General features: G+C 42.0%; 29 protein-coding genes and 1 other annotated feature. Of the genes, 14 read left to right on the top strand and 15 right to left on the bottom strand.

Annotated elements, in window-relative coordinates; translation table 11 throughout:
- Nucleotide 1 precedes the first annotated feature (1 nt).
- Both spoVAC and BT147_RS08390 read right to left on the bottom strand, forming a co-directional pair.
- The gene (spoVAC, locus tag BT147_RS08395; RefSeq protein ID WP_072333591.1) at nt 2-469 is read right to left on the bottom strand and encodes a stage V sporulation protein AC; all 468 of its coding nucleotides are present in this window, start codon (nt 467-469) and stop codon (nt 2-4) included.
- 55 nt (nt 470-524) lie between these two features.
- Nucleotides 525-878, bottom strand: coding sequence for a YhjD family protein (locus tag BT147_RS08390; RefSeq protein ID WP_072333588.1), 354 nt, complete (start codon nt 876-878; stop codon nt 525-527).
- A gap of 153 nt (nt 879-1,031) precedes the next feature.
- Here BT147_RS08390 and BT147_RS08385 point away from each other — a divergent pair, with 153 nt between their 5' ends.
- Nucleotides 1,032-1,685: a class I SAM-dependent methyltransferase gene (locus BT147_RS08385; protein WP_072333585.1), complete on the top strand. Its 654-nt coding sequence runs from the start codon at nt 1,032-1,034 to the stop codon at nt 1,683-1,685.
- Nucleotides 1,686-1,744: 59 nt separating this feature from the next.
- On the opposite strand, the gene BT147_RS08380 is transcribed toward BT147_RS08385, so the two are convergent.
- The gene (locus BT147_RS08380; protein WP_072333582.1) at nt 1,745-2,182 is read right to left on the bottom strand and encodes a CBS domain-containing protein; all 438 of its coding nucleotides are present in this window, start codon (nt 2,180-2,182) and stop codon (nt 1,745-1,747) included.
- A 55-nt stretch (nt 2,183-2,237) separates the two neighbouring features.
- Nucleotides 2,238-3,437: a M20 metallopeptidase family protein gene (locus BT147_RS08375; protein ID WP_072333579.1), complete on the bottom strand. Its 1,200-nt coding sequence runs from the start codon at nt 3,435-3,437 to the stop codon at nt 2,238-2,240.
- Between the two features lie 113 nt (nt 3,438-3,550).
- Here BT147_RS08375 and BT147_RS08370 point away from each other — a divergent pair, with 113 nt between their 5' ends.
- Nucleotides 3,551-3,898 (top strand): YugN family protein, encoded by a 348-nt coding sequence (locus BT147_RS08370; protein WP_072333575.1) that lies wholly within the window; start codon nt 3,551-3,553, stop codon nt 3,896-3,898.
- A 112-nt stretch (nt 3,899-4,010) separates the two neighbouring features.
- Here BT147_RS08370 and BT147_RS08365 read toward each other — a convergent pair whose 3' ends face one another.
- Nucleotides 4,011-4,367, bottom strand: coding sequence for an Asp23/Gls24 family envelope stress response protein (locus BT147_RS08365; protein ID WP_072333572.1), 357 nt, complete (start codon nt 4,365-4,367; stop codon nt 4,011-4,013).
- 135 nt (nt 4,368-4,502) lie between these two features.
- On the bottom strand, nt 4,503-5,318 hold the full coding sequence (locus tag BT147_RS08360; RefSeq protein ID WP_072333569.1) for an NYN domain-containing protein: 816 nt from the start codon (nt 5,316-5,318) through the stop codon (nt 4,503-4,505).
- Between the two features lie 234 nt (nt 5,319-5,552).
- Here BT147_RS08360 and cax point away from each other — a divergent pair, with 234 nt between their 5' ends.
- Together cax and BT147_RS08350 are read left to right on the top strand one after the other, a co-directional pair.
- On the top strand, nt 5,553-6,626 hold the full coding sequence (cax, locus tag BT147_RS08355; RefSeq protein WP_072333566.1) for a calcium/proton exchanger: 1,074 nt from the start codon (nt 5,553-5,555) through the stop codon (nt 6,624-6,626).
- Between the two features lie 156 nt (nt 6,627-6,782).
- On the top strand, nt 6,783-7,028 hold the full coding sequence (locus tag BT147_RS08350; RefSeq protein WP_072333561.1) for a hypothetical protein: 246 nt from the start codon (nt 6,783-6,785) through the stop codon (nt 7,026-7,028).
- A 56-nt stretch (nt 7,029-7,084) separates the two neighbouring features.
- Here the strand turns inward: BT147_RS08350 and BT147_RS08345 are convergent, their stop codons facing one another.
- Nucleotides 7,085-7,363 (bottom strand): Fpa/YlaN family protein, encoded by a 279-nt coding sequence (locus BT147_RS08345; protein WP_072333558.1) that lies wholly within the window; start codon nt 7,361-7,363, stop codon nt 7,085-7,087.
- A gap of 170 nt (nt 7,364-7,533) precedes the next feature.
- Here BT147_RS08345 and BT147_RS08340 point away from each other — a divergent pair, with 170 nt between their 5' ends.
- Both BT147_RS08340 and BT147_RS08335 read left to right on the top strand, forming a co-directional pair.
- Nucleotides 7,534-7,890 (top strand): molybdopterin-binding protein, encoded by a 357-nt coding sequence (locus tag BT147_RS08340; protein ID WP_143187955.1) that lies wholly within the window; start codon nt 7,534-7,536, stop codon nt 7,888-7,890.
- Nucleotides 7,891-7,983: 93 nt separating this feature from the next.
- A complete protein-coding gene (locus BT147_RS08335; protein WP_072333551.1) occupies nt 7,984-9,042 on the top strand; it encodes a hypothetical protein in 1,059 nt (352 codons plus the stop codon).
- 15 nt (nt 9,043-9,057) lie between these two features.
- Here BT147_RS08335 and BT147_RS08330 read toward each other — a convergent pair whose 3' ends face one another.
- On the bottom strand, nt 9,058-10,098 hold the full coding sequence (locus BT147_RS08330) for a M42 family metallopeptidase (RefSeq protein ID WP_072333548.1): 1,041 nt from the start codon (nt 10,096-10,098) through the stop codon (nt 9,058-9,060).
- A gap of 84 nt (nt 10,099-10,182) precedes the next feature.
- Entirely contained in the window at nt 10,183-11,307 is a 1,125-nt protein-coding gene (locus BT147_RS08325; RefSeq protein WP_072333545.1) for an aminopeptidase, read from the bottom strand.
- Between the two features lie 147 nt (nt 11,308-11,454).
- Between BT147_RS08325 and msrC the strand changes: the two genes are divergently transcribed.
- Nucleotides 11,455-11,952 (top strand): free L-methionine (R)-S-oxide reductase MsrC, encoded by a 498-nt coding sequence (msrC, locus tag BT147_RS08320; RefSeq protein WP_072333542.1) that lies wholly within the window; start codon nt 11,455-11,457, stop codon nt 11,950-11,952.
- Nucleotides 11,953-12,011: 59 nt separating this feature from the next.
- On the opposite strand, the gene BT147_RS08315 is transcribed toward msrC, so the two are convergent.
- Nucleotides 12,012-13,805: a N,N-dimethylformamidase beta subunit family domain-containing protein gene (locus BT147_RS08315; RefSeq protein WP_072333539.1), complete on the bottom strand. Its 1,794-nt coding sequence runs from the start codon at nt 13,803-13,805 to the stop codon at nt 12,012-12,014.
- Between the two features lie 148 nt (nt 13,806-13,953).
- On the bottom strand, nt 13,954-14,376 hold the full coding sequence (locus tag BT147_RS08310) for an NUDIX hydrolase (RefSeq protein WP_072333536.1): 423 nt from the start codon (nt 14,374-14,376) through the stop codon (nt 13,954-13,956).
- 144 nt (nt 14,377-14,520) lie between these two features.
- Between BT147_RS08310 and trmB the strand changes: the two genes are divergently transcribed.
- The gene (gene trmB, locus BT147_RS08305; protein ID WP_072333533.1) at nt 14,521-15,171 is read left to right on the top strand and encodes a tRNA (guanosine(46)-N7)-methyltransferase TrmB; all 651 of its coding nucleotides are present in this window, start codon (nt 14,521-14,523) and stop codon (nt 15,169-15,171) included.
- A gap of 275 nt (nt 15,172-15,446) precedes the next feature.
- Complete coding sequence (gene rpsD, locus BT147_RS08300) at nt 15,447-16,046, top strand: 30S ribosomal protein S4 (protein ID WP_072333530.1); 600 nt, start codon at nt 15,447-15,449, stop codon at nt 16,044-16,046.
- A 111-nt stretch (nt 16,047-16,157) separates the two neighbouring features.
- Here rpsD and BT147_RS08295 read toward each other — a convergent pair whose 3' ends face one another.
- Nucleotides 16,158-16,607 (bottom strand): Hsp20/alpha crystallin family protein, encoded by a 450-nt coding sequence (locus BT147_RS08295; RefSeq protein WP_143187954.1) that lies wholly within the window; start codon nt 16,605-16,607, stop codon nt 16,158-16,160.
- Between the two features lie 80 nt (nt 16,608-16,687).
- On the opposite strand from BT147_RS08295, the gene BT147_RS15480 reads away from it, so the two are divergent.
- The 3 genes from BT147_RS15480 to BT147_RS08285 are packed head-to-tail and all read left to right on the top strand — an operon-like array spanning nt 16,688 to nt 17,613.
- On the top strand, nt 16,688-16,861 hold the full coding sequence (locus BT147_RS15480) for a hypothetical protein (protein WP_177239744.1): 174 nt from the start codon (nt 16,688-16,690) through the stop codon (nt 16,859-16,861).
- 25 nt (nt 16,862-16,886) lie between these two features.
- The gene (locus BT147_RS08290; RefSeq protein WP_072333526.1) at nt 16,887-17,264 is read left to right on the top strand and encodes a hypothetical protein; all 378 of its coding nucleotides are present in this window, start codon (nt 16,887-16,889) and stop codon (nt 17,262-17,264) included.
- Nucleotides 17,265-17,298: 34 nt separating this feature from the next.
- Nucleotides 17,299-17,613, top strand: a complete 315-nt coding sequence (locus BT147_RS08285) for a hypothetical protein (protein ID WP_072333524.1) — start codon at nt 17,299-17,301, stop codon at nt 17,611-17,613.
- On the opposite strand, the gene BT147_RS08280 is transcribed toward BT147_RS08285, so the two are convergent.
- From BT147_RS08280 to tyrS, 3 genes are all read right to left on the bottom strand, one after another.
- On the bottom strand, nt 17,599-17,868 hold the full coding sequence (locus tag BT147_RS08280) for a hypothetical protein (RefSeq protein WP_072333522.1): 270 nt from the start codon (nt 17,866-17,868) through the stop codon (nt 17,599-17,601). The two genes, BT147_RS08285 and BT147_RS08280, sit on opposite strands and share 15 nt — an antisense overlap.
- 24 nt (nt 17,869-17,892) lie before the next feature.
- Nucleotides 17,893-18,138 carry a hypothetical protein gene (locus BT147_RS08275; protein ID WP_072333519.1) on the bottom strand — a complete coding sequence of 82 codons (246 nt, stop codon included), beginning with the start codon at nt 18,136-18,138 and terminating at the stop codon, nt 17,893-17,895.
- Nucleotides 18,139-18,326: 188 nt separating this feature from the next.
- Nucleotides 18,327-19,595 carry a tyrosine--tRNA ligase gene (tyrS, locus tag BT147_RS08270; RefSeq protein ID WP_072333516.1) on the bottom strand — a complete coding sequence of 423 codons (1,269 nt, stop codon included), beginning with the start codon at nt 19,593-19,595 and terminating at the stop codon, nt 18,327-18,329.
- Between the two features lie 41 nt (nt 19,596-19,636).
- Nucleotides 19,637-19,855 (bottom strand) — a binding site (T-box leader).
- Between the two features lie 46 nt (nt 19,856-19,901).
- Between tyrS and BT147_RS08265 the strand changes: the two genes are divergently transcribed.
- On the top strand, nt 19,902-22,292 hold the full coding sequence (locus BT147_RS08265; RefSeq protein WP_072333513.1) for a transglycosylase domain-containing protein: 2,391 nt from the start codon (nt 19,902-19,904) through the stop codon (nt 22,290-22,292).
- A gap of 150 nt (nt 22,293-22,442) precedes the next feature.
- Nucleotides 22,443-24,722: a transglycosylase domain-containing protein gene (locus BT147_RS08260; protein ID WP_072333510.1), complete on the top strand. Its 2,280-nt coding sequence runs from the start codon at nt 22,443-22,445 to the stop codon at nt 24,720-24,722.
- Nucleotides 24,723-24,756: the final 34 nt, after the last annotated feature.

Raw genomic sequence — 24,756 nt, 5'->3', positions numbered from 1 at the left:
CCTAGATAAACATCTTTACGATCATTTGAATAAGACTCACTAAAAACGCAGAAACCACTCCAAATGTAATGACGGCACCTGCTATCTTAAACATATTCCCTCCAACTCCCAATACCCAGCCTTCTGATTTATGTTCCAATGCCGCAGATGCCATCGAATTGGCAAAACCGGTTACAGGAACAGCAGTCCCTGCTCCCGCCCACTGACCAATCGTGTCATATACTCCAAGCCCTGTTAATAGGCAGGACAGAAATACCAAAGTGGCTACAGTCGTATTAGCAGCAGTTACTGGATCCATGCCAAAATGAGCGTATAATTTTCCTAGACCTTGGCCGATCACACAGATAAATCCACCTACTAAAAATGCTTTGAGGCAATTCATAAATACCTTTGGTTTCGGTCGATATTTATCAGCTATTTGTTGATATTCATCTTCTAATTTCTTCTTTTTCTTTGATTGTTTATCCAACTTATGTACACTCCTTCCATCTTCTTTAGCCTGCACCCGAAGTACAATTTTATTCCTACATCAAATACGTGTACGAACAAAATAGCTGCTCACACTCTTTCTTCAACCATTCATTTAAAAGCTTATCTGTGTATGTAGCATCTTGATGGAGATACCTTACTTCTCGATATCCTAACTTCAGTCTTGTAGCTAGGATTCGCACCCCATATTGCTCTAATTCACGCTCTACAAACTCCTTCTGCTGAATAGCATGTTCCTCTAAACGCTTTAACCATCCGTGATATACATCCCTGAATTTCAGTGAAAATCTCGTCATCTTCTGTTGATCCGATTGAAGGGTGCATAGAAATACTTCATACACAACATGTTGATGAACCAATTGCTGATGTCCAATCGTTGTAAAAATCATCATAAACCATCCTTTCTTATCTATCGTCATCATTAGTTTTTACACAAACAAAAAAAGTGATTCCTTTTTAAGTAGAATCGCTCTTTCAAGGGTCTAAATTGGTTGAACCATAATACATTTAAGAGTAGAAAACCCAGGCAAAGGAGAACTCAAATGAGTAGACTACGGGAATACTTTTTTTCGAATAACAATCATTTGGTTGATAAATGGGATCATTATTTAAATATTTACGAGCGGCATTTCAGTCGATTTGTAAATAAAAAAATAAATGTATTAGAAATTGGAGTTTATCACGGCGGGTCTCTTCAAATGTGGAAAAATTATTTTGGTCCACAAGCCACGATATACGGCTTAGATATTTATGAAAAGTGCAAAGAACTGGTAGAAGAGCGAATTAATATCATCATAGGCGATCAAGGAGATCGAAATTTTTGGAAGCAAATAAAACCACACCTCCCTAAATTCGATATCATCATTGATGATGGGGGCCATCATATGCATCAACAAAAAATCACATTTGAAGAAATGTTTTCAGAGGTTTCCCCTAATGGTGTATATCTCATAGAAGATATGCACACCAGCTATCTTACACCCTATGGAGGTGGTAAGAATAGTAAGGAAAACTTTATTAACTACACCAAAAATATAGTGGATTCCCTATATGGATGGCATAACGAAGAAGTGGATCAATACACCACTTCGATTGGCTCCATGACCTACTACGACAGCATGTTAGTGATCGAAAAAGAGCCTAGGCAAAAACCTTTTACAATCAAATCAGGAGTCCCTACGATGACATTTACGTAAGAAATACTCTGATATGTCCAATAACCAAAAGCGATTCCCGTAAAAGGAATCGCTTTTGGTTATTGGACATATCCGTGATCCGTATTATGTGAAATCTCATTTAATGCTTCACTTGCTTCGTTCATATACGGCATGTGGACTGCTAAGTCTCCTAATGAAACCACACCAACTAGCATCTCATTCTCCACAATAGGTAAGCGTCGGACTTGGTAATCAGCCATTAGCAATGCTACATCGTCGACAGTCATATCTGGACTCCCCGTTACAAGTTCATCCGACATCACTTCCCCAATCTGGCTTGAATTCGGACGCTTCTCTGCAATACCACGAATGACTAAATCTCGATCCGTAACCACTCCACAAATCTTTCCATTTTCACAGACGGGGATGATCCCCACATCTTTTTGTCTCATCATGAGGGCTGCTTCATAGATATTATCATCCGGTGAAAGAACTTGAAGATCTGTTGACATGATCTCTCGAACTGGACTACTCATAGGAAAAAACTCCTTTTATCGTTGAATATTCCTCAGTAGTCTCTCCAGTCCCTACTTATTCCATGCACTCCGCAAGCTCAGCACGACTGCTTTCCTTGTCCAAAAACCGAAGCGCTAGGTTTGCGAGTAATTCCATCCCGATTTTCATACTTTCTTCATCGATATCAAAATGAGGGTGGTGATGGGACCCAAAATATTGCTCAGGATTACCACAACCCACAAAGCAGAAGGCACCGGGTACCTTTTGGAGGAAATAAGAAAAGTCTTCACCAGGAGCTATCGGTTCCGTTTCGACTAATCCCTGCTGACCCACTACATCCAGTGCTATACTCCGGACTAACTCTGTCGCCTCTGGATGATTTACAACGGCTGGGTAACCATTTACATAGGTAAGTTTGCACTCTGCTCCAAATGATTTTCCTATGCCTTGGCACATATGATCCAACTTTTCTACAATCGAGTCGCGAACAGCCATATCAAACGTCCGAACGGTTCCTAAAATCAGGCAACTATCAGGAATTACATTATGAGAATCGCCCGCCTCTATCTTACAAACCGATATCACAGCTGCTTTTTGCGGATCAATCTGTCTACTTACAATACTCTGTAATTGAATAACAAGATGGGAGGCAATCACGATCGGATCGACACATTGATGAGGGATTCCAGCGTGTCCACCCTTTCCCTGAATTTCAATCGTAAAATTATCAGCCGCTGCCATCAACTCACCCGATCGCGTTCCAATTGTCCCTGTTGGACTAGTCGCCCACAGATGTAGGGCAAATATGCCGGCCACCTGATCCACAACCCCTTCTTGCACCATTGCAAACGCCCCGCCTGGTGGAACTTCCTCAGCTGGTTGGAAAATGAATAAGACTTGTCCCTCTATTTCGTCTCTCATCTCGGACAAGATCTCAGCTACTCCCAGCAAGGTAGCTGTATGCCCATCATGGCCGCAAGCATGCATCACTCCCGGTACGGTCGATCGATACACGGAATTTTTTGCATCTTCAATGGGCAAAGCATCCATATCCGCTCGAAGCGCCACAGTAGGTCCCGGTTTCGATCCTCTCAAGAAACCTGTCACGCCATGTAAACCACCCACCCGCGTTTTCACTTCTAAACCCAGCTCCGTTAAATGTTTGGTTACAAGTGCTGCTGTTTGCTCCTCATGATAAGAAAGCTCAGGGTGTTGATGTAAATATCTACGTATTCCTACGATTTTTGGATATATTTTCTCTATCATCTGTTTCATAATCTATTTCCCCTCCAGATATTTTCCAGCTAAAATGGTATTCGGTTGCACGATGATCTTCTTCATATTATCATTGAGGATGTCAGTAGTGCATTGCAAAGGAGGCACACACTATGTTTTTTCGTGATTCGAAAACAAAAGGAGTCCAAAAGGAGTTCAAAGACTTAGAAGCCATCATGTCTGGGCTCGGCTTCTTCCGCGGAGCTTGGGATTATACGAAAGCAACGTACGATATAAAGTATACGGTTGATGAGGTGGATTACTACCTACGTCTTCGTGCTGTCGTGGTGAACAAAAAACAATTAGAGAGCCCAAAAGCCCGTCTAGAATTAGACGTCCCCTACTTCGTACGTCACTTCTTCCCACATGGAATGGATGAAAATTCCGAAATTCCAGCAGAGTTAACTGAAGAAGTTCACCAAAAAGTAGCCGAACTCGAAAACGCTCTTGCCAGTGCGTAGGCTGCTACTCATCTACATATCCACATCCATTTAGAACAAATAACAAAGGAGATGCTTTTTTGAAAGCGCATCTCCTTTGTTATTTGTTGTTTCAAAGTCCATTTGCCCAGTATTATAAGATAGTCTGGTTTTGATAATCTACGCCTTCCACCTTAACATTCACCTGAACAACATGGAGTCCTGTCATGTTCTCTACCGCTTCTTTTACTTCATATTGTAACTCACGACATACAGCGGGAATCTCTTTTCCATATTCAACGATTACGCGTAAGTCGACTACTGTCTCTCGCTCCCCAACTTCCACATGTACCCCTTTGGTCAGGTTTTTACCACTTACTCGTTTAGCAAGCCCCTCTGTCATACCTGCGGACATACTGGAAATTCCAGGAACTTTACTAGCTGTCATCCCAGCTATGACCGCCACTACATCATCGGCGATTCGAATGATTCCACCGTTAGCTTCAGTCATAAAAGACACCCCTGTGACCATACATAGATAGTAACCATAACAAGTTAGAGTTTTCACTCTCGTTTCTTTATTGTAGCATACAGGGTCTTTGAAAAGAAGAGAGAACCATTTCATGTTATTTCTACAAAAATCTTCTTAACTAACTTTATATCCTGCGATCTTTACAATCATCTGAACCTGTGGATGTGTAAGATTTACTTTATACCCGTAAAAGATCTTTTCATCAATCTCAATTTCATAAGGAAGAAGATATTTCCCTTTTACTAATCGAGTAAATAAGTGGTTCGATTCTAATTCACTCAGACTAAACTTTCTGGCTAAGTCGTTCTTAATCCAAGTACTACCATAACTCTTGCCGATATTATTTGGATCTCGATACCACTCGTAAATTTGCAATACGGCATTGTGCATAATACGATCGATTTGCGTGTAGTCATTCATCTTTTCAATATTAATGAACTCCAGGATATTGTGTGACTGATCACAGAACTCTTGAATCTGTGATGATTTCGATAAACTCTCATCCCACAAACTAAACAACTCCACTTTTTTCCCTTTTGACCATAGACGATCTAAGAGTGGAATCATATCCTGATCCGCACTGACAATTACAAAGGTTGTGATCTCAGGAATTTGGTACAGCACCTCCATCGCATCTAAACAAAGTTGGATATCTGCTGCATTTTTTCTTTCCTTGCCTTCACGACCATTTCCATAAACTTGGTTTACGTGTACTCGTTTCTTCTGCAAGCTCATCATTGACAGATCCATCTGTTCAAAGTCGGCATATGCTTCCATCATACGAATGGAATCCTTCCCATAATACTCTTGTAGGCGCAAAAATAAATTATGATGTATCTCAGGATGATCTGGATCCATGTGATATTTCTTTAATCCATAGTACACATTCTCTAAATCTATAAATATGGCGGTATCCCTTGTAAACTCCATTTGTCCCCCTCCTTTCCAAATTTTAGCATGATGCAATATTTCGCTTAAAAATTGGATTTTCCTGCTTAAATACTAGGCACATCAAGCCTACAGCCTTCTTGTGTCTTTGACAAATTTTCTGTCATCCGCATCTTTAGTTTGAACTAACTTCAACAGATTATGACAAAATCCAGATTCATACATGTCTAATTTGTAGATAAATCGCTCATTCTAACATAGAAAGGTGTGGATTTTGTGAACAAAAAAATTTGGTACCCATTACTAGCTGTCTTTACATTATTGAGTGCTTGGGCTCATTTTTATACCTCCATTCAACCATTACAATTTGGTACAGCTTGTTTATCATTACTTATATGGGCAGCTCTTCTAGGAAAAGCAACCGAAAGTGTAGCACACTATGCGGGTGAAAGAATTGGAGGCTTTCTCAATGCAACGTTTGGGAATGCTGCTGAACTGATTATCGCCATCTTCCTCGTAAAAGAGGGCCTATTTGATATGGTAAAGGCGAGCATAACGGGTTCAATCATCGGAAACCTATTACTTGTACTAGGATTATCTATGTTCATGGGTGGTGTAAAATACAAAACACAAAATTTCAACCCTGTCTTGGCTGGACATAATGCCTCTCTCATGATGCTTGCCGTCATCGCACTCTTTGTCCCAGCGGCTTTTCTAACAGATCCCCAGCGTGTTACAGCGGAGGAAGATATCACAGTTAGTGTGATCATCGCCGTGGCCCTCATTCTCGCCTATATTTTGTGGCTCATCTTTTCCTTGATCACTCATCGGAACGAGCTAGGTGCATCCATTGACGGTATGGTGGATGGGATTGAAGATAAAGAGCATGCGATCTGGTCAAAACGGGGCTCGATCCTTGTACTCGTCATCTCCACTACCTTTGTTGCCATTCAATCCGAATGGCTAGTACATAGCGTCCAATCTGTCGCACATGCGCTGGGCTGGACCGAGATGTTTGTTGGTGCATTCCTCATTGCCATCATCGGGAATGCCGCTGAACATAGTGCAGCCATCTTTTTAGCAATGAAAAACCGTATGGGAGCTGCTGTAGAAATCGCTATCGGCAGTAGTTTACAAATTGCCTTATTCGTCGCCCCTATGCTTGTATTCGTCAGCCTACTATTCAACCGGCCTATGGATCTCGTCTTTACCAACTACGAAGTGGCTGCTGTTGCCGTATCTGCCTTCATTGCCTCATCCGTATCACGAGATGGCTCTACCAACTGGTACGAAGGCACTTTATTGTTACTCGTATATGTGATTTTAGGGACTGTATTTTTTATTGTTTAGAGTGAAACAAATAAAAGAGATTCAAAAAGAAACCGTTTCACACTTGATCCCTGATGTGTGAAACGGTTCCTTTTTCTTTTCTATAAGACCTTAGCAGGAAATAACACCCCCCACGGAAAAACATATAAAATACATAATTTGGAAAGGGATGACAATATGACCGTTTGGATCTATCAGCGTCAAATCGAAGACCTACACATCGAAATCGAACGACTCGAAAAAAAAGAACGAGAAAAACAAAACGATTTTCAAATGGCCACTCATCGTGGAGATGAGCCGTTAGCACGTCAAACACGCCAAGAGCAATTACGTTTAAATGATCAAATTCGCCAATTAAAAAGCGAGTTAATCCAAACCGAACGGGCATTATGGAAAGCACAGCAGATGGAACAAATTAATTAAAAAAACAGCCTATGAGTTCGATACTCAAAGGCTGATATTTTCTATACTTAATTTCATTACGGCATAATGAGACTAAATAAATCCGCTAATTTCCGTTCTAAATCATTGATGATTTGCTGACCTTGTTCACGATTGATCATACCAGCGCGAACAGCAAAATCGATTTGACGGGAAAGCCCGAACATCTGCATATTCATCACTTCTTCGTAAAGTGGACACTTAGGCAGAGCTAGGTGTTCTAACTGAACCGCAATCAGCTGCTCAATCTTAGAAGCGTCACTTCTAAGGATTTCGAGCGCCTTTGCATTTAAATCGGTCTGTGTCGGTGTGGTCATTTCTACGCCCCCCATCGACCGTTCCACACGGGGTACGGTACTTCTTCAACGTGCATGCTAAAACTAGTTTATCACGAAAAGTGGTAGATTTGCAAAATGGAGTTGGAAGAAAGGAAGAATTTATATATATAATAGGGAGATACGTACCATAGAGATTGGGTGATGAAGAGATGATTATACAAATAAAGGGAGATACCAACTTCACTATAAATATAGACCCGGGAGTTTGGATCTTTGACGAACGCCGATTTACGATCGAACCAAGTAGCCTTGGAATGGCTCTTCGTCCATTTCTGATCAATGCCGAACCAAAAGAAGGTGCACATACTGCCCTTATCCATCGACGAGATGGCGAGAAAATATGCCTTTCATACGAAGAAATTCTTCATTCCTATTTATGCTTTGCGATTGATGGAAAGCCTCTGGGAGAAAAACAAGGTGGGCCTGCTCTCCTCTATCTAAGAGATCAAGATCATAAGAGCCAACCAATCGATTCCATACAGACCATTGAAATTGTAAGCTCTTAACATTTACAGATGATAGGCGAACGCACAGGCGGAGAAAAGGATTACGCATAGGCTGTAGCATTCTTAATGTTTTTTTAGAAGGGAGAATGCTACATGGCCACTTTTATGGACTGCATCAGACACAAAAAACAGATTTCCCCGGCCATTTTACGGAATGAGGGTGTGCATGCGATTGGAGTCGGATACGCCAACCCACAAAAGCCATCCCAGGGGGCTTGTATTATTACCTATATCGACAAGAGCCTCTCCACACGGAAACAGTCCTCGATGGCATCTTCCATCAGAGCGAAGCTAGGTGTGCCCGCTCGTATTCCTGTGCTCTTCGAACGAGTCGGGAGATTTCAACATCATGCTGCCAAGCCTCTGAATCAAACGAGAATCCGCCCCGTTCCTGGAGGAGTAAGCATAAGTTCAGACGAACCCATTGCCGGAACAGCCGGGATTATCGTTACCAACTTCCCTAATCCAAAACAGTTATATGTTTTTAGCAATAAACATGTACTCGTTCCTGAAAGACCAGGAGCCACTAACTCTACCTATCAACCAGGAGTTTACGATCGAGGAAGAGCAAGAATCAACAGAATCGGAAAATTATTTCAATACGCAGAACCGGCAACAGATATTAACTATGTAGATGCTGCGCTAGCAAAACCTAGACGAAATAGACTTCTAGATCCAAGGTATCTTTTAGGAAATACAGGCCAAAAAATAATTGTACCTGGGCATCTCATTTCTTGTTGTGTAGGGATGAATTTGATCAAAACAGGCCGGACAACGGGCTTTCGAAGAGGCAACATCCGATCTGTCCATACAGATGTACTCGTAGATGGAGAGGATGTATTTGTGGATCAAATCATTGTAACCAGACATCGACGAGTAGTTGGAAAAGCGGGAGATTCAGGCTCTGTCTGGCTACAAGATCAGAATCACTATGCTGCCGCTGTAGAATACGCAGGAACGACGGATGGCAGAATTTCCGTTTGCTTCCCTTTCCATTGGGTGAGCCAAGTATTTGGAATCAGGGTGGCCGTACCGACTCCAGACGGAGGATTTCGGGCTGGTGTAACAAAAGGAAGAATGAATCGGCCTGACTGTACTCGCCCTCTCACAAAAGCTCAGCTAAACCAAATTCAAGTTATAAATGCTTCCTAAAAATCTCGACGCCTTTTACAACGACTCTGTTTCCAGATACTTGTTTAATAGTTGATAGGTAGCTTGTAAGGAATCTCTATGAGTACGCTCAAATGCATGGGAAGCATCAACACCTGGGCCGATGAGGGCATGCATAACATCTTCTCCTGCTTTTAAAGCTGCTCCTGCATCTGAACCATAGAATGGATACAGATCAATCTGATACGGAATCTTGTACTCTTTTGCCAACCTCACTAATTTCTTACGAAGTTCGTAGTTATACGGCCCTACACCATCCATAGCACAAATCGACACGGTAAACTCATCTGTACTCTGTCCTTCTCCAATTGCTCCCATATCAACAGCCAAGAACTCCCTCACTTGAGCCGGAATATTGGAATTAGCACCGAAGCCAACTTCTTCAAAGGTACCGATTTGAATATGAGTCGTATGAGGTAGCACGATTCCTTGCTTCTTCATCTCGAGCACTAATTCAATCAACACCGCCACACTCGCTTTATCATCCAAATGCCTCGTTTTGATAAATCCAGTCTCAGACTCCTCATAATTTGGATCAAATGTAATAAAGTCTCCCACCTGAATCCCTAACTGTTCAACATCCTCTCTACTCCGAACCTTCGCATCTAGACGGACAGCCATCGTGTGTTGCTCTCTTTTTGTATCTGCTTCTGGATTTACATGTACGGAAGGATTGGTTGCAAGAATGGTACCACGGACTTCTTTTCCATCTTCTGTATGAACGGTGCAATAGACTCCATCGATAGCGAACCATCCAAAGCCTCCGATCCTCATAAAAGCGAGCTTACCATCGCTTTTGATTTCTTTCACCATGGCACCAAGGGTGTCCACATGTGCCGTTACGAATCGATGGACTTCTTGATCCTTTCCGGGGATGGTTATGGTAAGTGCACCCTTTGCATTCCGTCTCATCTCCCAATGGGTCTGCTGCCATCGCTTCTCTACATAATCGATTGCAGAAGTAGACCACCCTGTTGGGCTTGGAATATGTACTAGGTCTTTTATCGTTGATACAATTTGATCGATTGGAGCTGTCATTTTGTCTCTCTCCTTATGAAAATAGATACGACAAAGAGAATCTCTCCAACTGAGGATTCTCTTTGTCGTTGATAACGATTTACTTTACTTTAAGTTATTTGGATTTAGACCTTCTAAATCTTCGACCACAAATAATCCATCTTTGCGGATTAACTCACCATCAAAATAGATTTCTCCCCCACCGTACTCCGGACGTTGGATACAAACCATATCCCAGTGAATCGCAGAACGATTCGTGTTATCGGCCTCCTCATAAGCTTGACCTGGTGTAAAGTGGAAACTACCATTGATCTTCTCATCAAATAAGATATCTTTCATTGGATGTGAGATGGATGGATTTACTCCAATCGCGAATTCTCCAATGAAACGAGAGCCTTCATCTGTATCTAAAATTTCATTAAGCTTCAGCGTATTCGCATCAGAATTAGCTGTCGCTTTTACAATTTTTCCGTTCTCAAATTCTAGGCGCACATTTTCAAATACCGTGCCTTGATAGAGAGTTGGTGCTGTAAAAGTGATGTATCCATTGACCGAATCTTTGATAGGAGCGGTATACACTTCGCCATCTGGAACATTGCATTCACCGGCACACTTGATAACCGGAATTCCTTTAATGGAGAAACGCAAATCCGTACCTTGTCCTTTAATTTCAACCAAATCAGCGTCTTCCATACGTTTTTGAAGCGGATTCATCGCCTGATCCATCTTCTTATAGTCCACATTACATACTTCGAAGTAGAAGTCCTCAAACTGCTCTGTACTCATACCAGCAAGTTGTGCCATGGATTCATTTGGATAACGAAGTACGACCCAGCGAGTTTTCTTCACACGAATTTCAGAATGTACCTGTTGGTTAAACAAACGCATATACAATGACATGTTTTCCGCTGGCACATCACTAAGCTCATTGATATTATTGGCTCCACGAATTCCTATGTAACAATCCATCTTACTCATGATTGTCTTTTGTATCTCGGTTACCTGTGTCATGTGGTCTTTACTTGTCCCCATTAGTACGGCACGTGTAACAGTGTGGTCGTTTAATTGGACATGTGGAAACCCACCTGCCTCATACACTTTCTGAATAATTTCTCGAATCAGATTGCGGTCGTCTCCAAACATATCAATAAAGACGTTATCGCCCTTCTTCACTCGACAGGAGTGATTGACTAAAATATCAGCTAGTTTTGTAATACGTTCGTCGCGCATCATAATCCCCTTCTCTATTGTTTAAATAAGTCCTATATGATAAAGATATTGTAACGATCATTCCCTGTATTCACAAGGGAACAGATTAATTTTTTTCTGTCAAGCTAAAATATTTTCGCATACAAACTCAAAACGGAGGAATGGAAGATGTTTTCCTTTGAAATCACAGCCCATGATCGAAAAAATCAGTATCCCCTTATTCTAAAACAACTTCAACATCTGATCGAGGAAGAGACCGATTGGTTAGCAAACCTTTCGAATAGTGCTGCTCATCTCTTTCACACCCTCGGACAAGTTAACTGGGTCGGGTTCTACTTACGAAAGCAAGATCAACTCGTATTAGGGCCTTTTCAAGGAAAACCAGCCTGTGTACGAATCCCAGTTGGAAAAGGGGTCTGTGGTACAGCAGTAGCCGAGAATAAAACCATCCTCGTACCAAACGTACATCAATTTCCGGGACATATCGCTTGTGATGCTGAAACGAAATCAGAAATCGTAATTCCCCTGAGATTTCAAGGAGAAATAATCGGGGTTTTGGATATTGATAGTCCTGAATTAGAGCGGTTCAACGAAGAAGATCAAACTTATTTGGAACAGTATGTAGAATATTTGGTGAGCCACACAGGCCTAATATCGCCTAACTAATCCATTCAAAAAATGAAGCGATTGATTTAGGTAATGAAACCTAATCAATCGCTTCATTTTTACAATCCGGTAAAGCGTTTTAGCACATTACGCAACATTTTTGATAAAACGGGATCTACCCACATAGAAGTCCCATACGTGGTCGAGCCAACTGAGTACACGCCTCCGCCTTTAGCGTGATCGTAGTAAACAATTTCACCACCACCCTTGCCCACTTCCATGCCCTTTTCTGTGTCGACAGGCAGACTTCCATCACTCCGTTGAAGTGGGTCTTCATCCGGATTAAGCCCTTTTGCAAGGAGAATCACATTTTTAGGTGAATGACTATCTCGTTTATCCGTTTCGTGTCCAGAAGCAGGCCCTCTCGGACCTTCCTTACCCATAATATCTCCTTTTTTTACTCCCGTTCCTTCAAAAATCCAATGGTCTGGATGTAAGACTCGATATGGAGCAAAGGTAGTGATACCAGGTGTTGTATAGCGCACTCCTAATAACCTTGACTCTGGCCGTTTCAAGCTTCTCCAAGTACCTCCCATTTCACCATTCAACATATGCATTTCGTTATCCTTACGCACTTCCATCAGATCATTATTGATAACCATCTTCCAATAGACACCATTCCCACACAGATAAATCAAGTTCCCACCACGGTCTACAAATTTTTCGAGTTGATCATACATTTCCTTAGTCCAGTACTCGTTATGAGTTTGGATGCAGAGAGTGCCATATGAGTCCAGTAGATGAGGATTTTGATGAAAATCCATATCGCTGTATAAATCAAATGGAATCTTCTCACGCTCAAACCAAGCAAACACATATCTCTCTCCACTCGCCAAATGGGTAGGCTCTTGCCCTAGCATCGGAACCGGACGCCCTTCATGATTCGGACGTTGTGTGGTTACATACTGCGCAAACCTCGGGCCTATCTGATCGGGTAAATATCGTTGGAACCTCGGATTTCTCTTATATGTATATAACGAAGCTCCGCCCCAAGGATTATACGCTTGCCATGTATTCGTAGCAGAAAGCATAGCGATACGCTTTTTCTTCACTTCCGCTGTTACCTTCTCCTTCATTGGTTTCGGCCGAACAATCCATGTGATATAAAATTCTCGTTTACTCTCATCCCATACCTTGGCCGCATACATCCCCGATTCCCAATCCTCTGGGATCGTAAATTCAAAGCTAGTTTGCCAATGACATCCTTCCCTATATGCATAAGCCGGATAGTTTTGCACCTCTCCTTTTATTCCTGTTTTTTGATATAGAACTTTCTCTTCTAATCCAAATCGGCTAATTACTAGATTAAATTCTTTTTTCTTAGTATGAACTTTAAATTCTACTTTCTCTCCTGGCTGATAACTAATCTTTGGAGTATATCCTTCTATGGGATGAGTATTTTCAATCATTTTCACTTCTGTCTGCCGAACCACTCTCTGATCGTGAATCGGGATTCCTTTTGCTTCCACTTTTAAATCGGGATAGGAGTCATACTCAGGCGATAAAGCAATTGTTACAATCGAAACATCTTGTTCTTTCGAATACACAACATGTGGATAGTCCGCTTTTTTTTCTTTACTTAGCTTAATCGTGTTGGAGAACAAAATGTTATTTTTATTTCGTAATTCAATCAAACTCTGGGCTGGTGCCTGTCCTTTTACCTTGAACTGGTATAATAATTGTTTTGCCTGAAAACTGGGTAGTGACTTAGGTGTTGCTGGCATAGCAACAGAGGAGGTTGAGGTCGCATTTGGAAAAAGTCCTTGTATCTTGGAAAGAAGCCATTTCCATTGCCATGCGATAATGGACAAAAATAATAAAGCAATGGATTTAATAACACTTCTCCTAGTCATGATCATAACACCTTATTTCTTCATTATTTAAACAAACATTCTAATATATCCATAGTATATCATGAAGCTACTTACAAAAAGAGGCGGCCTTATGGCAATTCTGTGCTCGAAAAGCCTTGGAAAACAAGGTATTCTCCAAGGCAAACAGTTATTTTTGGAATTCTTTATAGATACGCTGGGCTCGACGAATCTCTTCTTTCATCCACTCTGGAATCGATGCTTGGTGTAAGCTATCAAGATCAAACCAATGATAAGAGTCATGCTCCTCGCTGATCATGACCTCCCCACTCGGTTGGTGACAAGCAAACTTAATGATCATCATATGTTTCTCTTCCTGAACTTCATCGTAAATATACGCAGGGGCCACCACTTTTACAGATAAACTCACTTCCTCTTGTAACTCCCGAGATAGCCCATCCATTAATGATTCATCAGGTTCCAGTGTCCCACCCGGAAAATCCCAGCCATGAGAATCTTTCGCGAGCCTCTCCTGCAATGACTTACGCAAAATCAACACGCGATTCTGATCAAAGATAATCGCTTTTGCCACAACTTTATATGGCTTCATCATATGCATAATCCCCCACTTCACCTCCATCTTAGCGCACGATTCAACCTAGTGCAATCTAGGCAAGCTTTTCAATCTTATTTTGTCGACAAGCGAAGTCTAGGCTATAATAATATAGCTAATTCTGAACAAATGAGGGACAAATCTATGCGTTTACGAAGACATCCATTAGCACGGCAGATCTTATCTACTCACCCACTCGTCGTGCAACAACCCGAAGAAAGCAAAGGTCAATGGGGGACTCGCTTTCCTTCCAAACAACCGTTATATATCGAACTAGGAACAGGAAAAGGGCAATTTTTAGCCAAGGCAGCGGAGCTTCACCCTGATATTAATTGGATTGGCGTAGAAAAGATCGAAGAACCTCTCATGCATGCAGTCCAAAAAGGGGAAGCAACAGAGTGCACCAATCTCCGATATATATGGATGGATATTACCAAATTAGAAGAAATTTTTTCTCCAGGAGAAGAAGTCGACCGGATCTATCTTCATTTTAGCGATCCGTGGCCGAAAACCCGTCATGCCAAACGTCGCCTCACGCACCACACATTTCTAGACAAATATCGCAACGTATTAAAACCAGACGGTGACCTCATCTTAAAAACAGATAGTGTTTCCCTATTCGATTTCTCACTAGAAGAGCTAGAAGCACACGGTTGGGAGATTGTCGAGATGTCCCGCGATTTACATCAAAGCGAATGGGCAAACACCAATATCACCACTGAATACGAGGAAAAATTTTCGGGACGAGGCTTTACGATCAACTATGTACGTGCATATCCACCTCAGGGACGGTAACCCTGTCCACGAGCTCCCCATTGACTTTTTTTAGTAGAATGATATAATTCATCCTTGTATGGCTCAAATGTATCCCTCCTTAGGGAGATGAGGATAGCTCATAAAAGGTGAAGGGATCACCCTCACTACTTCGCCCTATCGCATTTATAGATAGGAATCTCTTGCTTTCGTCGCTATCCGGAAGCGGGCAGATCCATTACAGCGAAATAGTCCCTGTCGTTTGTGCGATAACAACACAATTGATCGCAAATGATCACAAAAGGAGAGTTAATACTATGGCACGTTATACTGGCCCACGCTGGAAACTTAGTCGTCGTCTTGGCATCTCTCTTTCCGGTACTGGTAAAGAGTTGGCAAAACGTCCTTATGCTCCAGGACAACACGGACAAGCTCGTAAAAAATTGAGCGAGTACGGAATCCAATTGCAAGAAAAACAAAAACTACGTCTCATGTACGGCTTAAACGAGCGTCAGTTCCGCAACTTATTCGATAAGTCTGGTAAAGTACAAGGGATTCATGGTGAAAACTTCATGAAAGCTCTTGAAGTACGTCTAGACAACCTCGTATACCGTCTCGGTCTAACACGCACTCGTTCTCAAGCACGTCAATTAGTAGTTCATGGTCACGTTACTGTGAACGGCAAAAAAGTAGACCGCCCAGCTTTCACTGTTTCAATCGGTGATGTAATCGGTCTTCGCGAGCGTAGCCAAAACCTAACCATCGTGAAAGAAGCTCTTGCAGAGCGCTCTTTCTTACCAGAATATCTCACTTTTGATGAGAGCAAAATGGAAGGTTCTCTCACTCGTCTTCCAGACCGTAGTGAATTACCATCCGAAATCAACGAAACCTTGATCGTAGAGTTTTACTCTCGTTAATCTTTTCGTAAGTAAACTGCTATGTCTAGTAGACATGGCAGTTTTTTTATCCTTCCAATCATATATAGCCGCAATGAATCATATAAAAAAGAAGTGGAACTATTATGAATGCTATTCCCATTCTACAGCAATTAATGTTTCCTTTCCTCCACGCTCTTTCGGTAGCCGTATCTCAAAAGTTCCCTCTTTACATTTCGCACGAATCCCTTTTTCTTTCACTAAACAAGGTAACGAAACAGTTGTTCTATTTCCTTTCGACCCCGTCTCAATAATGAGTTCTGACTTTGTACAAAAAAATCGAATCTCACTGGGGCGAACGCTATTTGGTAGCTCACCCTTAATAATAACGTAATCCATCAACTCGACTAAATCCCATTGCATTCCGGAATCATTTCCACTAAAAGAAGTAGCAATCGGATTACTTTGAAATACCTCACCCAGCGACTGCTGAATGCTTTTTTGAATAAATGTTTGTATTTGAGTAGGATTTAATTTTCCGGGAGTAATCGGGTCCCCACCTTGCCAAGGTATTGATCGAATTGTACTCCAAATATCATTCATCATATCCACACCTTCCTTATCATCTCGTTTAGGAGGTTTTTCAGATAAAATTTAAATTAGACTCTCTAAAAGTAGACGCCATGACACAATCAGCAGGCATTTTCTCGGGAAAAAACATTCATACACAAATCCGATCCACTACTAAAAAGAACGAGGGTTCTAGCGTTGTAGGAGATCAAAACTGTATGATCCGTACGATCCAAACCATTCATGATCAAGACCATTTCGACTTTCATCATCCAAGCTCGAATTAGCCATTAACCATAAAGGATGAGTTACATGATCTCTTGGTTTCGAAAACGTCGTATTCATTCGCCTCATCCGACCCAACAACTAGCCACCAAACTCGACCAATTGGAGTCTAGTGTTAAGGAACTGCTAAATCGATCCTCAGAAGTCCACATCCATATCCATCAACTCGATATTCACCAACCTGTACTCGAACAGCTCACCTTTCGGCTGGACCAGCTGGATATCGACGAGCTAAGCGGGTCGCTGAATATTGGGAACAATCTAGGTATCCAAGCCTCCAAGAAATCGGTATCCAAACACTCACAGCCATCCGATCCATCTTCTACTGACCCATTGTCTGAAATGAAAGTGAGTTCGAACCAGAGTGGATTTTCCATTCGCTATCCCAATAAGCCGGTGGATTAGCTCAGACGAATATATAAAGGGAGTGGTGATACCGATGAAATCTCCCACTTTTTTACTCGGAACGATCCGGATCGGAGTCATGGAGGGTGCCTCCTCTGTCAATATGGGGAATAACTGGTTAAGTGACTTCGAGAGTGTAAAAAAGCATAATCAGGGCTTGGGATCATTTCATGGAGACCAGAATCAGATTCACGATCTTTACTCGGTTTTACAGGATTCTGATCTCATAGACACCTTTACACAGGCTGCAGACTCAAAAGAAATTCCGGACTGGCTACAAAAGTTGATAACAGAAAAAATGAAGCCGGATGAAAACGAGCAAAATGGATCTCCCTCATCCACAACTTGAGTGAGGACCTACCGGCCCTTCATCTTCCTCTTTTTCCTCACCCTTTTCAATCTTGACCCAATACGAATCGATAATATCAGGATCATCAATAACATTGATAGCTCGATACAAAATATTTCCATCCCCCGCAACCGTCCCACCGGCAGAATTAATCTTTAGCTGCGTACTCCACTGAATCGGATAATTCTCTCCTACAAAAATCCCTGCATTTTGGGTGATTAACTGGACCTGAATCGTTCCAACCGTGACATCCATTTATTTCTCTCCCATATCGCATCCCTATATCTGCATACTCGTATTCGGTGCGAACAATTCAGGCTGTGTAATAGCAGTATCGAGTAGGTCACTATCCATTTGGAAGTTTATAGGTGCTGTCGATAAGAATATACCAGCCTGTATCCCATTCGCTATGTTCGCTTTACCCTGACAGGTCCAATCCGACAAATTATTTTGACCCGTCGAAACCGCGCCGTTCCCCTGAACCAAATTGACATTAATTTGATTCATAATCACCGATACTGGCATACTAATTCTCCTTTAGTTCACACTTAACTTATAGTTTAGCTTATGCATACAGCCCAATTAGCGTGATAACTGCCTACAACTATTCATCCATGAAAATGGACTAGCTATAAATCAATTTGCCATGTAAATACAAAAGAGACTCTACTTTTTATCGTAGGGTCTCCCTTGTTCATTAAATCAACAATCACCTAAACCAACTTAATCTGAGCAAACTTCCTCTTTCCAACCTGAATCACAAGCCCATCTTCTAACTGAATCCTCGCCTGTACATCCAATAGCTTCTCCTGATTCACACGCACACCACCGTTTTGAATCATCCGCCTCGCTTCTCCATTGGACGGACAAAGCTTCAACTGAGTCAGCAATGGTACAACCCATGTGCCCTCCGTCTCTAGATCAGCCTGTGCGATCTCTACTACAGGAATATCATCTGGCAGTGCATTTTGCTGAAAGACAGTGCGGAAACGCTGCTCTGCTTCTTTTGCCGCATCTTCCCCATGGTACATCTCAACAAAGGTGTAAGCCAAACGCATCTTGGCATCACGTGGATGAATCGAACCGGCTTCGATGCCCGTTTTCAGATTCGTTAATTCCTCATTCGGAAGATCTGTGGCAAGCTGGAAGTACTTGTACATCAACTCATCTGGAATCGACATCGACTTCCCGTACATATCACTTGGTTCATCGTCCACTCCAATATAGTTGCCCAAGCTTTTACTCATCTTCTTCACGCCGTCGAGACCTTCTAGAAGTGGCACCGTTAAAATGACTTGTTCTTCCTGGCCAAATTCTTTTTGTAATTGACGCCCCATGAGCAGGTTAAAGGTTTGGTCCGTGCCTCCTAGTTCCACATCGGATTGCAACGCAACGGAATCGTATCCTTGCATGAGCGGGTAGAAGAACTCGTGAATACTAATCGCCTGACCGCTTTGGTAACGTTTTGAGAAATCATCACGCTCAAGCATCCGAGCAACCGTTACTTTCGCGGCTAGATTGGTTACATCAGCAAATGTCAGAGGAGCTAGCCACTTACTATTAAAGGAAATCTCCGTCTTAGCTGGATCCAGTCTCTTAAATAATTGAGTGGTATAGGTCTTCGCATTATGAAGGACTTCTTCCTCCGTCAACTGCTTTCGGGTCTCCGACTTCCCTGTCGGATCTCCTACACGAGCCGTGAAATCTCCGATCACTAATTGAACCGTATGACCTAGATCCTGAAATTGTTTTAGTTTATTAAACACAACGGTATGCCCTATATGAATATCAGGAGCAGTCGGATCCAGTCCTAATTTTACTTTTAGCGGCTTCTTTTGTTCAATCGAACGACGTAACTTACTATGAAAGGCATCTAGTGGTAGAATCTCCACTGTCCCTCTCTCTAAAATAGCTAACTGTCGTTGTAATTCTTGCTCAACCTCTGGTGTCATTGGTTTTTTTTCATCTCGATGACTCAACATTCTCTCTCCTTTTTTAGGCAAAATAAAAAACTTCACTCCCGATAAGGGACGAAGTTATTCCGCGGTACCACCCTTGTTGAAGATCACATGACAAATGAATCTCCCACTCGATCATGATATCGGTTTGAAACCGTGCAGACCCGTGTCCACATAAGCTCCCAAGCGTAATTCACCAAAAAGGCTCGACTGGTTTGCACCTACCACCAGTTCTCTGAATTCGAAAAAACTTATTGGCTACTGTACTTGTTCGTCACTTTCAAATATATGGTATAATATTACCCGAAACCGAGGAGGGTATCAAGGAAAATGAAGAAACGGGTCGATAAATACAAGAACTCCCATTCAACCACCCAAAGAATACTAAGAACATTCCTTTATATCGGAATGATCATCGTAACCATTTCTCTTACTGGTGTGATGTTGGGAGTCGGTGTTGCAGCTGGTGTTGTTCAGTCGATCGTAAAAGATGAAAAAGTTCGATCAAAAAGTGATCTGGACAAAGATTTAAAGAAACTATTCGAAACGAGTTATGCCTATTTTCAGAATAAAGACAATGATGGGAAGCCTGTCCTCATCGGATCTCTACGTGCCGAAAATCAGGACCGTACCCTATTAGGCGATATCAAAGAGGTAAGTCCTAACTTAACCAATGCCTTTATCGCTATCGAGGATCGAGACTTTTACAAACATCAAGGTATTGTGCCACGTTCCATCATACGTGCTGCCTATCAGTCTGCCACAAACGCCTCTTCTCAAACGGGCGGCAGTACCATCACACAACAATTAGTCAAGAACCTTATTCTAAATGATCGATCTAAAGATTTAGAGCGAAAGTCAAAAGAAATCATTTTAGCTCTGCGCCTTGAACAAGTATACAACAAGGATGAAATTATCCGTAACTACATGAATGTCGTCCATTTTGGACCCGGTGCCCACGGCCAACAAATGTATGGTGTTAAATCCGCAGCAAATGGATTATTTAAAAAGGATGTAAAAGACCTAAACCCTGCCCAAGCCGCCTACATTGCTGGAATGGTTCAACGCCCTAATGCACTTAGTCCCTTCTACAGCGATTCATCTACGGCTACTAAAGAAGAGACCAATACCGGCCTTGAGCGCGGACTAAAGAGAATGAAGCTCGTTCTTTCTAAAATGAGAGAATATCAGTATTTAAATGAAAAAGAGTACCAAGAGGCCCTCTCTTTTAACCTAGAAGAATCCCTAGCCAAACCAGAACAATTTCAAAATGCCTACAGCAAATATCCATTTATTATGTTTACCATTGAAGATGAAGCGGCCAAGACCCTGATGGAAAATGACGGGTTAAATCTGGCGGAATTGAACAAGCAAGGTAAATATCGCTCTACACTGGAAGAGTACAAAAAGCTTGCCTCGACGAAAGGATATCGTTTTTACACAACGTTAAACGAGCAATTATACAGCGAAATTAATCAGGACGTCATAAAAGGAATCACACTTCGCCCCCGATTATATCCCAAATCAGGCAAGAAATATGAAGAAGAGCTTGGCGCTTGTGTAATCGAAAATCAGACAGGAGCCGTCCTCGCCTTTGTCCCAAGCACCCACAAATTTGATAAGAACCAAAAGGATCACTGTTTCGATGTACAAAATCAGCCAGGTTCAGCCATTAAACCAGTCCTTGATTATGGCCCTGCACTGGAACTGGGTCTTCTCTCCCCTCAAGCCAAAATTGTGGATGAAGTAATTAAAAAAGGCGGAGGTGGCGGCGATTATAAAAATGCGAATGAAAGATTCCAAGGACCCGTCACAGTGGAACACGCTTTAAAATTTTCACTTAATACCCCTGCCATCAAAACATTTCGAGCCGTTGGACAGGAGAAAGCATTTAACTTTATCCGTCAAATGGGTTTAAATCCGCATCCCCATGATACAGAATCATCTGCCATCGGAGGGAATACATACGGATTTACCGTAGAGAAGATGACAGCATCGTTTGCTACATTTGCCAACGGCGGAACCCATCACCCCCCATATGTCATCAGTAAAATCGAAGATACGGATGGAAATATCATTTTTGAACACAAAAGCAAACCAGTCGAAGTCTTTTCGCCTCAAACCTCCTACAAGATCACCAAAATGTTGCGCACAGTTGTAAAAGGGGGCACAGCCTCGATCATAGGAAGAAAAATTAATCCTAAATATGATGTGGCTGGTAAAACAGGAACCAGTAGTGACTATGACGACCTATGGTTTATAGGGTATACGCCTAAGATCAGCATCGGCGTATGGGCTGGCTATGATTACAACATGTCCATGACTAATAAGGACATGGCGAAAAATGCATGGGTCAATATCTTTAAAGCGATCGAACGAGTCAACCCTCAATTGCTCGCAGGTAAATTCCCTAATCCTGGAAACTTAGGCTTTGAAATGGCAGTCGCTTCATTTGACCGTGCCCGCTTCTCTGCATGGCAAGAGTCAAAGCGAAAAGAAGCGGAAGAGAAAAAGAAAAAAGAGGAAGAGGAAAAAGAAAAAGGGAATGAAGAAGGGAACGAAATCACGATACCTGTTATTACACCTCCGGGTAGACCGACTCAGCCAGGTAAGCCCGCCAAACCAGACGATATTCAACATCAGAACATCCCACTCCCTTTTGATTCACAGAGCGAGAGAGACAGCTTCCGTAATGATGCAAATATCCACAGATTGCCATAATTCACTACCAAATTACCATATCCTGTACCTGGGACTTCTGATACAATACAGGAGTCCCTTTTTTATGCCCATAACAAACGTAGTAGCACGGAATTGTCACAAGAAAATCAGCCGTTAAGTGATATAATTCTTACACAAGGAGGTAGCAAGATGGAATTACAAAAACAACCTAAAAAAGGTAAACGCATACTAAAAAAGCTGGGTAAGACTACTTTTATCGTAGCCGTATCCCTATTAACCATAACTGTAGGAGCTGCTGGAGTAGGGCTCGGAGCTGTTCAAGCTTTCACCAAAGATGAGAAAATTCGTAAAAAGACAGACTTCGAAGAAACACTCGCTAACTTTAGCTCGGATTCGTATGTATATTTCGGTGACACAGATAAAACACCAGTTGGAAAAATGCACCGCAAAGATTCACGCGAATTAATTAAAAGCTCTAAAGAAGTGAGCAAACACTTACTAGACGCATTGTTTGCGACAGAAGATAGAGAGTTTTATCAGCATAGCGGGTTTGTTCCCAAAGCAATCCTACGCGCCACATGGCAAAGCGCTATTGGGATGGAGGACGCAAGTGGTGGTAGTACCCTCACTCAACAATTAGTCAAACGGGAAATCCTCAAAAACACTGAAAAGTCCTATCAACGAAAAGCAAAAGAACTAATCGATGCAAACCGCATAGAAAAATACTACAACAAAGAAGAGATTTTAGTAAGCTACTTAAACAGTGTATTTTTAGGAAACGGTGCTAATAATAAGCTTCTTTATGGCTTTAAGGTAGGAGCATACGGACTTTTTAACAAGGATATCGATAAGCTAACGCTTCCAGAGGCCGCTTATCTCGTAGGGATGGTACAAAGTCCAAATCGATACAACCCTAATAATCCAGCCAAAGAAGCTGAAGAAGCCATTAAGTTAGGGACAAAGCGGATGCAGTTGGTCCTGAAAAATATGCTTACCGTAAACAAGATCACCCAAAAAGAGTATGACGAAGCGATCAAGGCTGATATCTCAGAATCATTTGTTTCCGAGGAAGCCCTAAAGGAAGAAGGTGGGATGGAAAACTACCCTTACATTATGACAGCCGTTCAAAAAGAAGCAGTTGATATTCTCAAAGATATCGATAAAGAAAAAAATCCCGACCGCGGTTGGAAAGACAAGCAATACAACGATTACGTAAGAAGTGGTGGATTAAAAATCTACACAACCATCGATAAGAAAATGTACGATGAGATGGAAAAAGCTGCCTCTAAGATCAAATACAATAGCAAATCAGTCAAAGGCCGTAACGGAAAGCTTACCGAGCAAATCGGGGCCGTTATGGTAGATCAAAAAACAGGTGAAGTCCTATCTTTCGTAGGTGGTGCAGACTTTAAGAAAAACCAAAAAGATCATGCATTTGCCGCCCGAAACCAACCAGGTTCAGCGATGAAGCCTATCTTAGCCTACGGTCCAGCACTAGATAAAGGAATCATCGGTCCAAGCTCAATTGTCGTTGATGAGCCTCTCGCCAAGCGTGGTAGTGGCGGCTACTATGACGGAAACAAAGGACCAATTAGTACTACGTACGCTCTGGAGTGGTCTAAAAACGTACCTGCTGTCAAAATCTATCGTAGTGTCCTACGGAAACTCGGACAAGGCGGTTTGTTTGATGGCTATGTGAAGAAAATGGGCATCGACATTATTCAGAAAGACCGAGCGGTAGATAGTTTGGTTCTGGGTGGAGCATCTTTTGGTTACACTGTAGAAGAAATGACAGGTGCTTACTCCATGTTTGCTAATGATGGCGTATATAACGAAACCCATATCATCCGTGAAATTCGTGATAAGGATGATAAGATCATCTATCAGTACAAACCAAATCCAGTAAGAGTGTTTGAAACCAATACAGCACGACAACTTACTTCTATGCTACGTGGAGTTGTGACAAGCGGTACAGGGAAAATCATTGGTAGCGGAACAGGCGGATACAATGTTGTCGGTAAAACAGGTACCACCACAAGCGAATATGACCTCTGGTTCGTAGGCTATACACCAGAAGTGACCATGGGTGTCTGGTCTGGTTATGACTACAATGCTGTGGGTGATAAAACCTTAGCCAAAGAAGCATGGGTGAAATTATTTAAAGCCGCTGCTACTGCTAGACCTGATTTGATTAAGAAAGGTTCTAGCTTCCCAAGTGGAACTTCGAGATACGTCCAGTATGAATCAGGATCACCTGTTGAGACAGATACACCTTCTGGAACGCAAACGAATCCGAATACCAACACAAACACCAATACCAATAACCAAAAGAAAGAGAAACAACCACAACCATCACCTCAACAGCCACCTCGAAATAACGGTCAAAAACCGCCAGGCGGCGATAATATTAATCCGGATGATCCAACCAAGAACCAAATAAATTTTGGCGATGGTGGAGACAATCATTAATTTGAATCCCGAGAGCATATCTCGGGATCTTTTT

It is taken from the genome of Thermoactinomyces sp. DSM 45891 (assembly GCF_900119485.1).
Classification (GTDB): domain Bacteria; phylum Bacillota; class Bacilli; order Thermoactinomycetales; family Thermoactinomycetaceae; genus Baia.
This window is presented reverse-complemented; position numbering and strand designations above follow the sequence as displayed.

What these genes read in the sequence shown, in the direction of transcription:
- trmB (WP_072333533.1), top strand. Translation starts at nt 14,521, where the DNA reads ATGCGTTTACGAAGACATCCATTAGCACGGCAGATCTTATCTACTCAC.
- BT147_RS08385 (WP_072333585.1), top strand. Translation starts at nt 1,032, where the DNA reads ATGAGTAGACTACGGGAATACTTTTTTTCGAATAACAATCATTTGGTT.
- BT147_RS08275 (WP_072333519.1), bottom strand. Translation starts at nt 18,138, where the DNA reads ATGCCAGTATCGGTGATTATGAATCAAATTAATGTCAATTTGGTTCAG.
- BT147_RS08285 (WP_072333524.1), top strand. Translation starts at nt 17,299, where the DNA reads ATGAAATCTCCCACTTTTTTACTCGGAACGATCCGGATCGGAGTCATG.
- BT147_RS08370 (WP_072333575.1), top strand. Translation starts at nt 3,551, where the DNA reads ATGTTTTTTCGTGATTCGAAAACAAAAGGAGTCCAAAAGGAGTTCAAA.
- BT147_RS08335 (WP_072333551.1), top strand. Translation starts at nt 7,984, where the DNA reads ATGGCCACTTTTATGGACTGCATCAGACACAAAAAACAGATTTCCCCG.
- BT147_RS08310 (WP_072333536.1), bottom strand. Translation starts at nt 14,376, where the DNA reads ATGATGAAGCCATATAAAGTTGTGGCAAAAGCGATTATCTTTGATCAG.
- rpsD (WP_072333530.1), top strand. Translation starts at nt 15,447, where the DNA reads ATGGCACGTTATACTGGCCCACGCTGGAAACTTAGTCGTCGTCTTGGC.
- BT147_RS08375 (WP_072333579.1), bottom strand. Translation starts at nt 3,437, where the DNA reads ATGAAACAGATGATAGAGAAAATATATCCAAAAATCGTAGGAATACGT.
- BT147_RS08260 (WP_072333510.1), top strand. Translation starts at nt 22,443, where the DNA reads ATGGAATTACAAAAACAACCTAAAAAAGGTAAACGCATACTAAAAAAG.
- BT147_RS08265 (WP_072333513.1), top strand. Translation starts at nt 19,902, where the DNA reads ATGAAGAAACGGGTCGATAAATACAAGAACTCCCATTCAACCACCCAA.
- BT147_RS08360 (WP_072333569.1), bottom strand. Translation starts at nt 5,318, where the DNA reads ATGGAGTTTACAAGGGATACCGCCATATTTATAGATTTAGAGAATGTG.
- BT147_RS15480 (WP_177239744.1), top strand. Translation starts at nt 16,688, where the DNA reads ATGACACAATCAGCAGGCATTTTCTCGGGAAAAAACATTCATACACAA.
- BT147_RS08350 (WP_072333561.1), top strand. Translation starts at nt 6,783, where the DNA reads ATGACCGTTTGGATCTATCAGCGTCAAATCGAAGACCTACACATCGAA.
- BT147_RS08295 (WP_143187954.1), bottom strand. Translation starts at nt 16,607, where the DNA reads ATGAATGATATTTGGAGTACAATTCGATCAATACCTTGGCAAGGTGGG.
- BT147_RS08345 (WP_072333558.1), bottom strand. Translation starts at nt 7,363, where the DNA reads ATGACCACACCGACACAGACCGATTTAAATGCAAAGGCGCTCGAAATC.
- BT147_RS08280 (WP_072333522.1), bottom strand. Translation starts at nt 17,868, where the DNA reads ATGGATGTCACGGTTGGAACGATTCAGGTCCAGTTAATCACCCAAAAT.
- BT147_RS08290 (WP_072333526.1), top strand. Translation starts at nt 16,887, where the DNA reads ATGATCTCTTGGTTTCGAAAACGTCGTATTCATTCGCCTCATCCGACC.
- BT147_RS08365 (WP_072333572.1), bottom strand. Translation starts at nt 4,367, where the DNA reads ATGACTGAAGCTAACGGTGGAATCATTCGAATCGCCGATGATGTAGTG.
- BT147_RS08390 (WP_072333588.1), bottom strand. Translation starts at nt 878, where the DNA reads ATGATTTTTACAACGATTGGACATCAGCAATTGGTTCATCAACATGTT.
- BT147_RS08330 (WP_072333548.1), bottom strand. Translation starts at nt 10,098, where the DNA reads ATGACAGCTCCAATCGATCAAATTGTATCAACGATAAAAGACCTAGTA.
- BT147_RS08315 (WP_072333539.1), bottom strand. Translation starts at nt 13,805, where the DNA reads ATGACTAGGAGAAGTGTTATTAAATCCATTGCTTTATTATTTTTGTCC.
- BT147_RS08340 (WP_143187955.1), top strand. Translation starts at nt 7,534, where the DNA reads ATGATTATACAAATAAAGGGAGATACCAACTTCACTATAAATATAGAC.
- msrC (WP_072333542.1), top strand. Translation starts at nt 11,455, where the DNA reads ATGTTTTCCTTTGAAATCACAGCCCATGATCGAAAAAATCAGTATCCC.
- tyrS (WP_072333516.1), bottom strand. Translation starts at nt 19,595, where the DNA reads ATGTTGAGTCATCGAGATGAAAAAAAACCAATGACACCAGAGGTTGAG.
- BT147_RS08325 (WP_072333545.1), bottom strand. Translation starts at nt 11,307, where the DNA reads ATGCGCGACGAACGTATTACAAAACTAGCTGATATTTTAGTCAATCAC.
- BT147_RS08380 (WP_072333582.1), bottom strand. Translation starts at nt 2,182, where the DNA reads ATGAGTAGTCCAGTTCGAGAGATCATGTCAACAGATCTTCAAGTTCTT.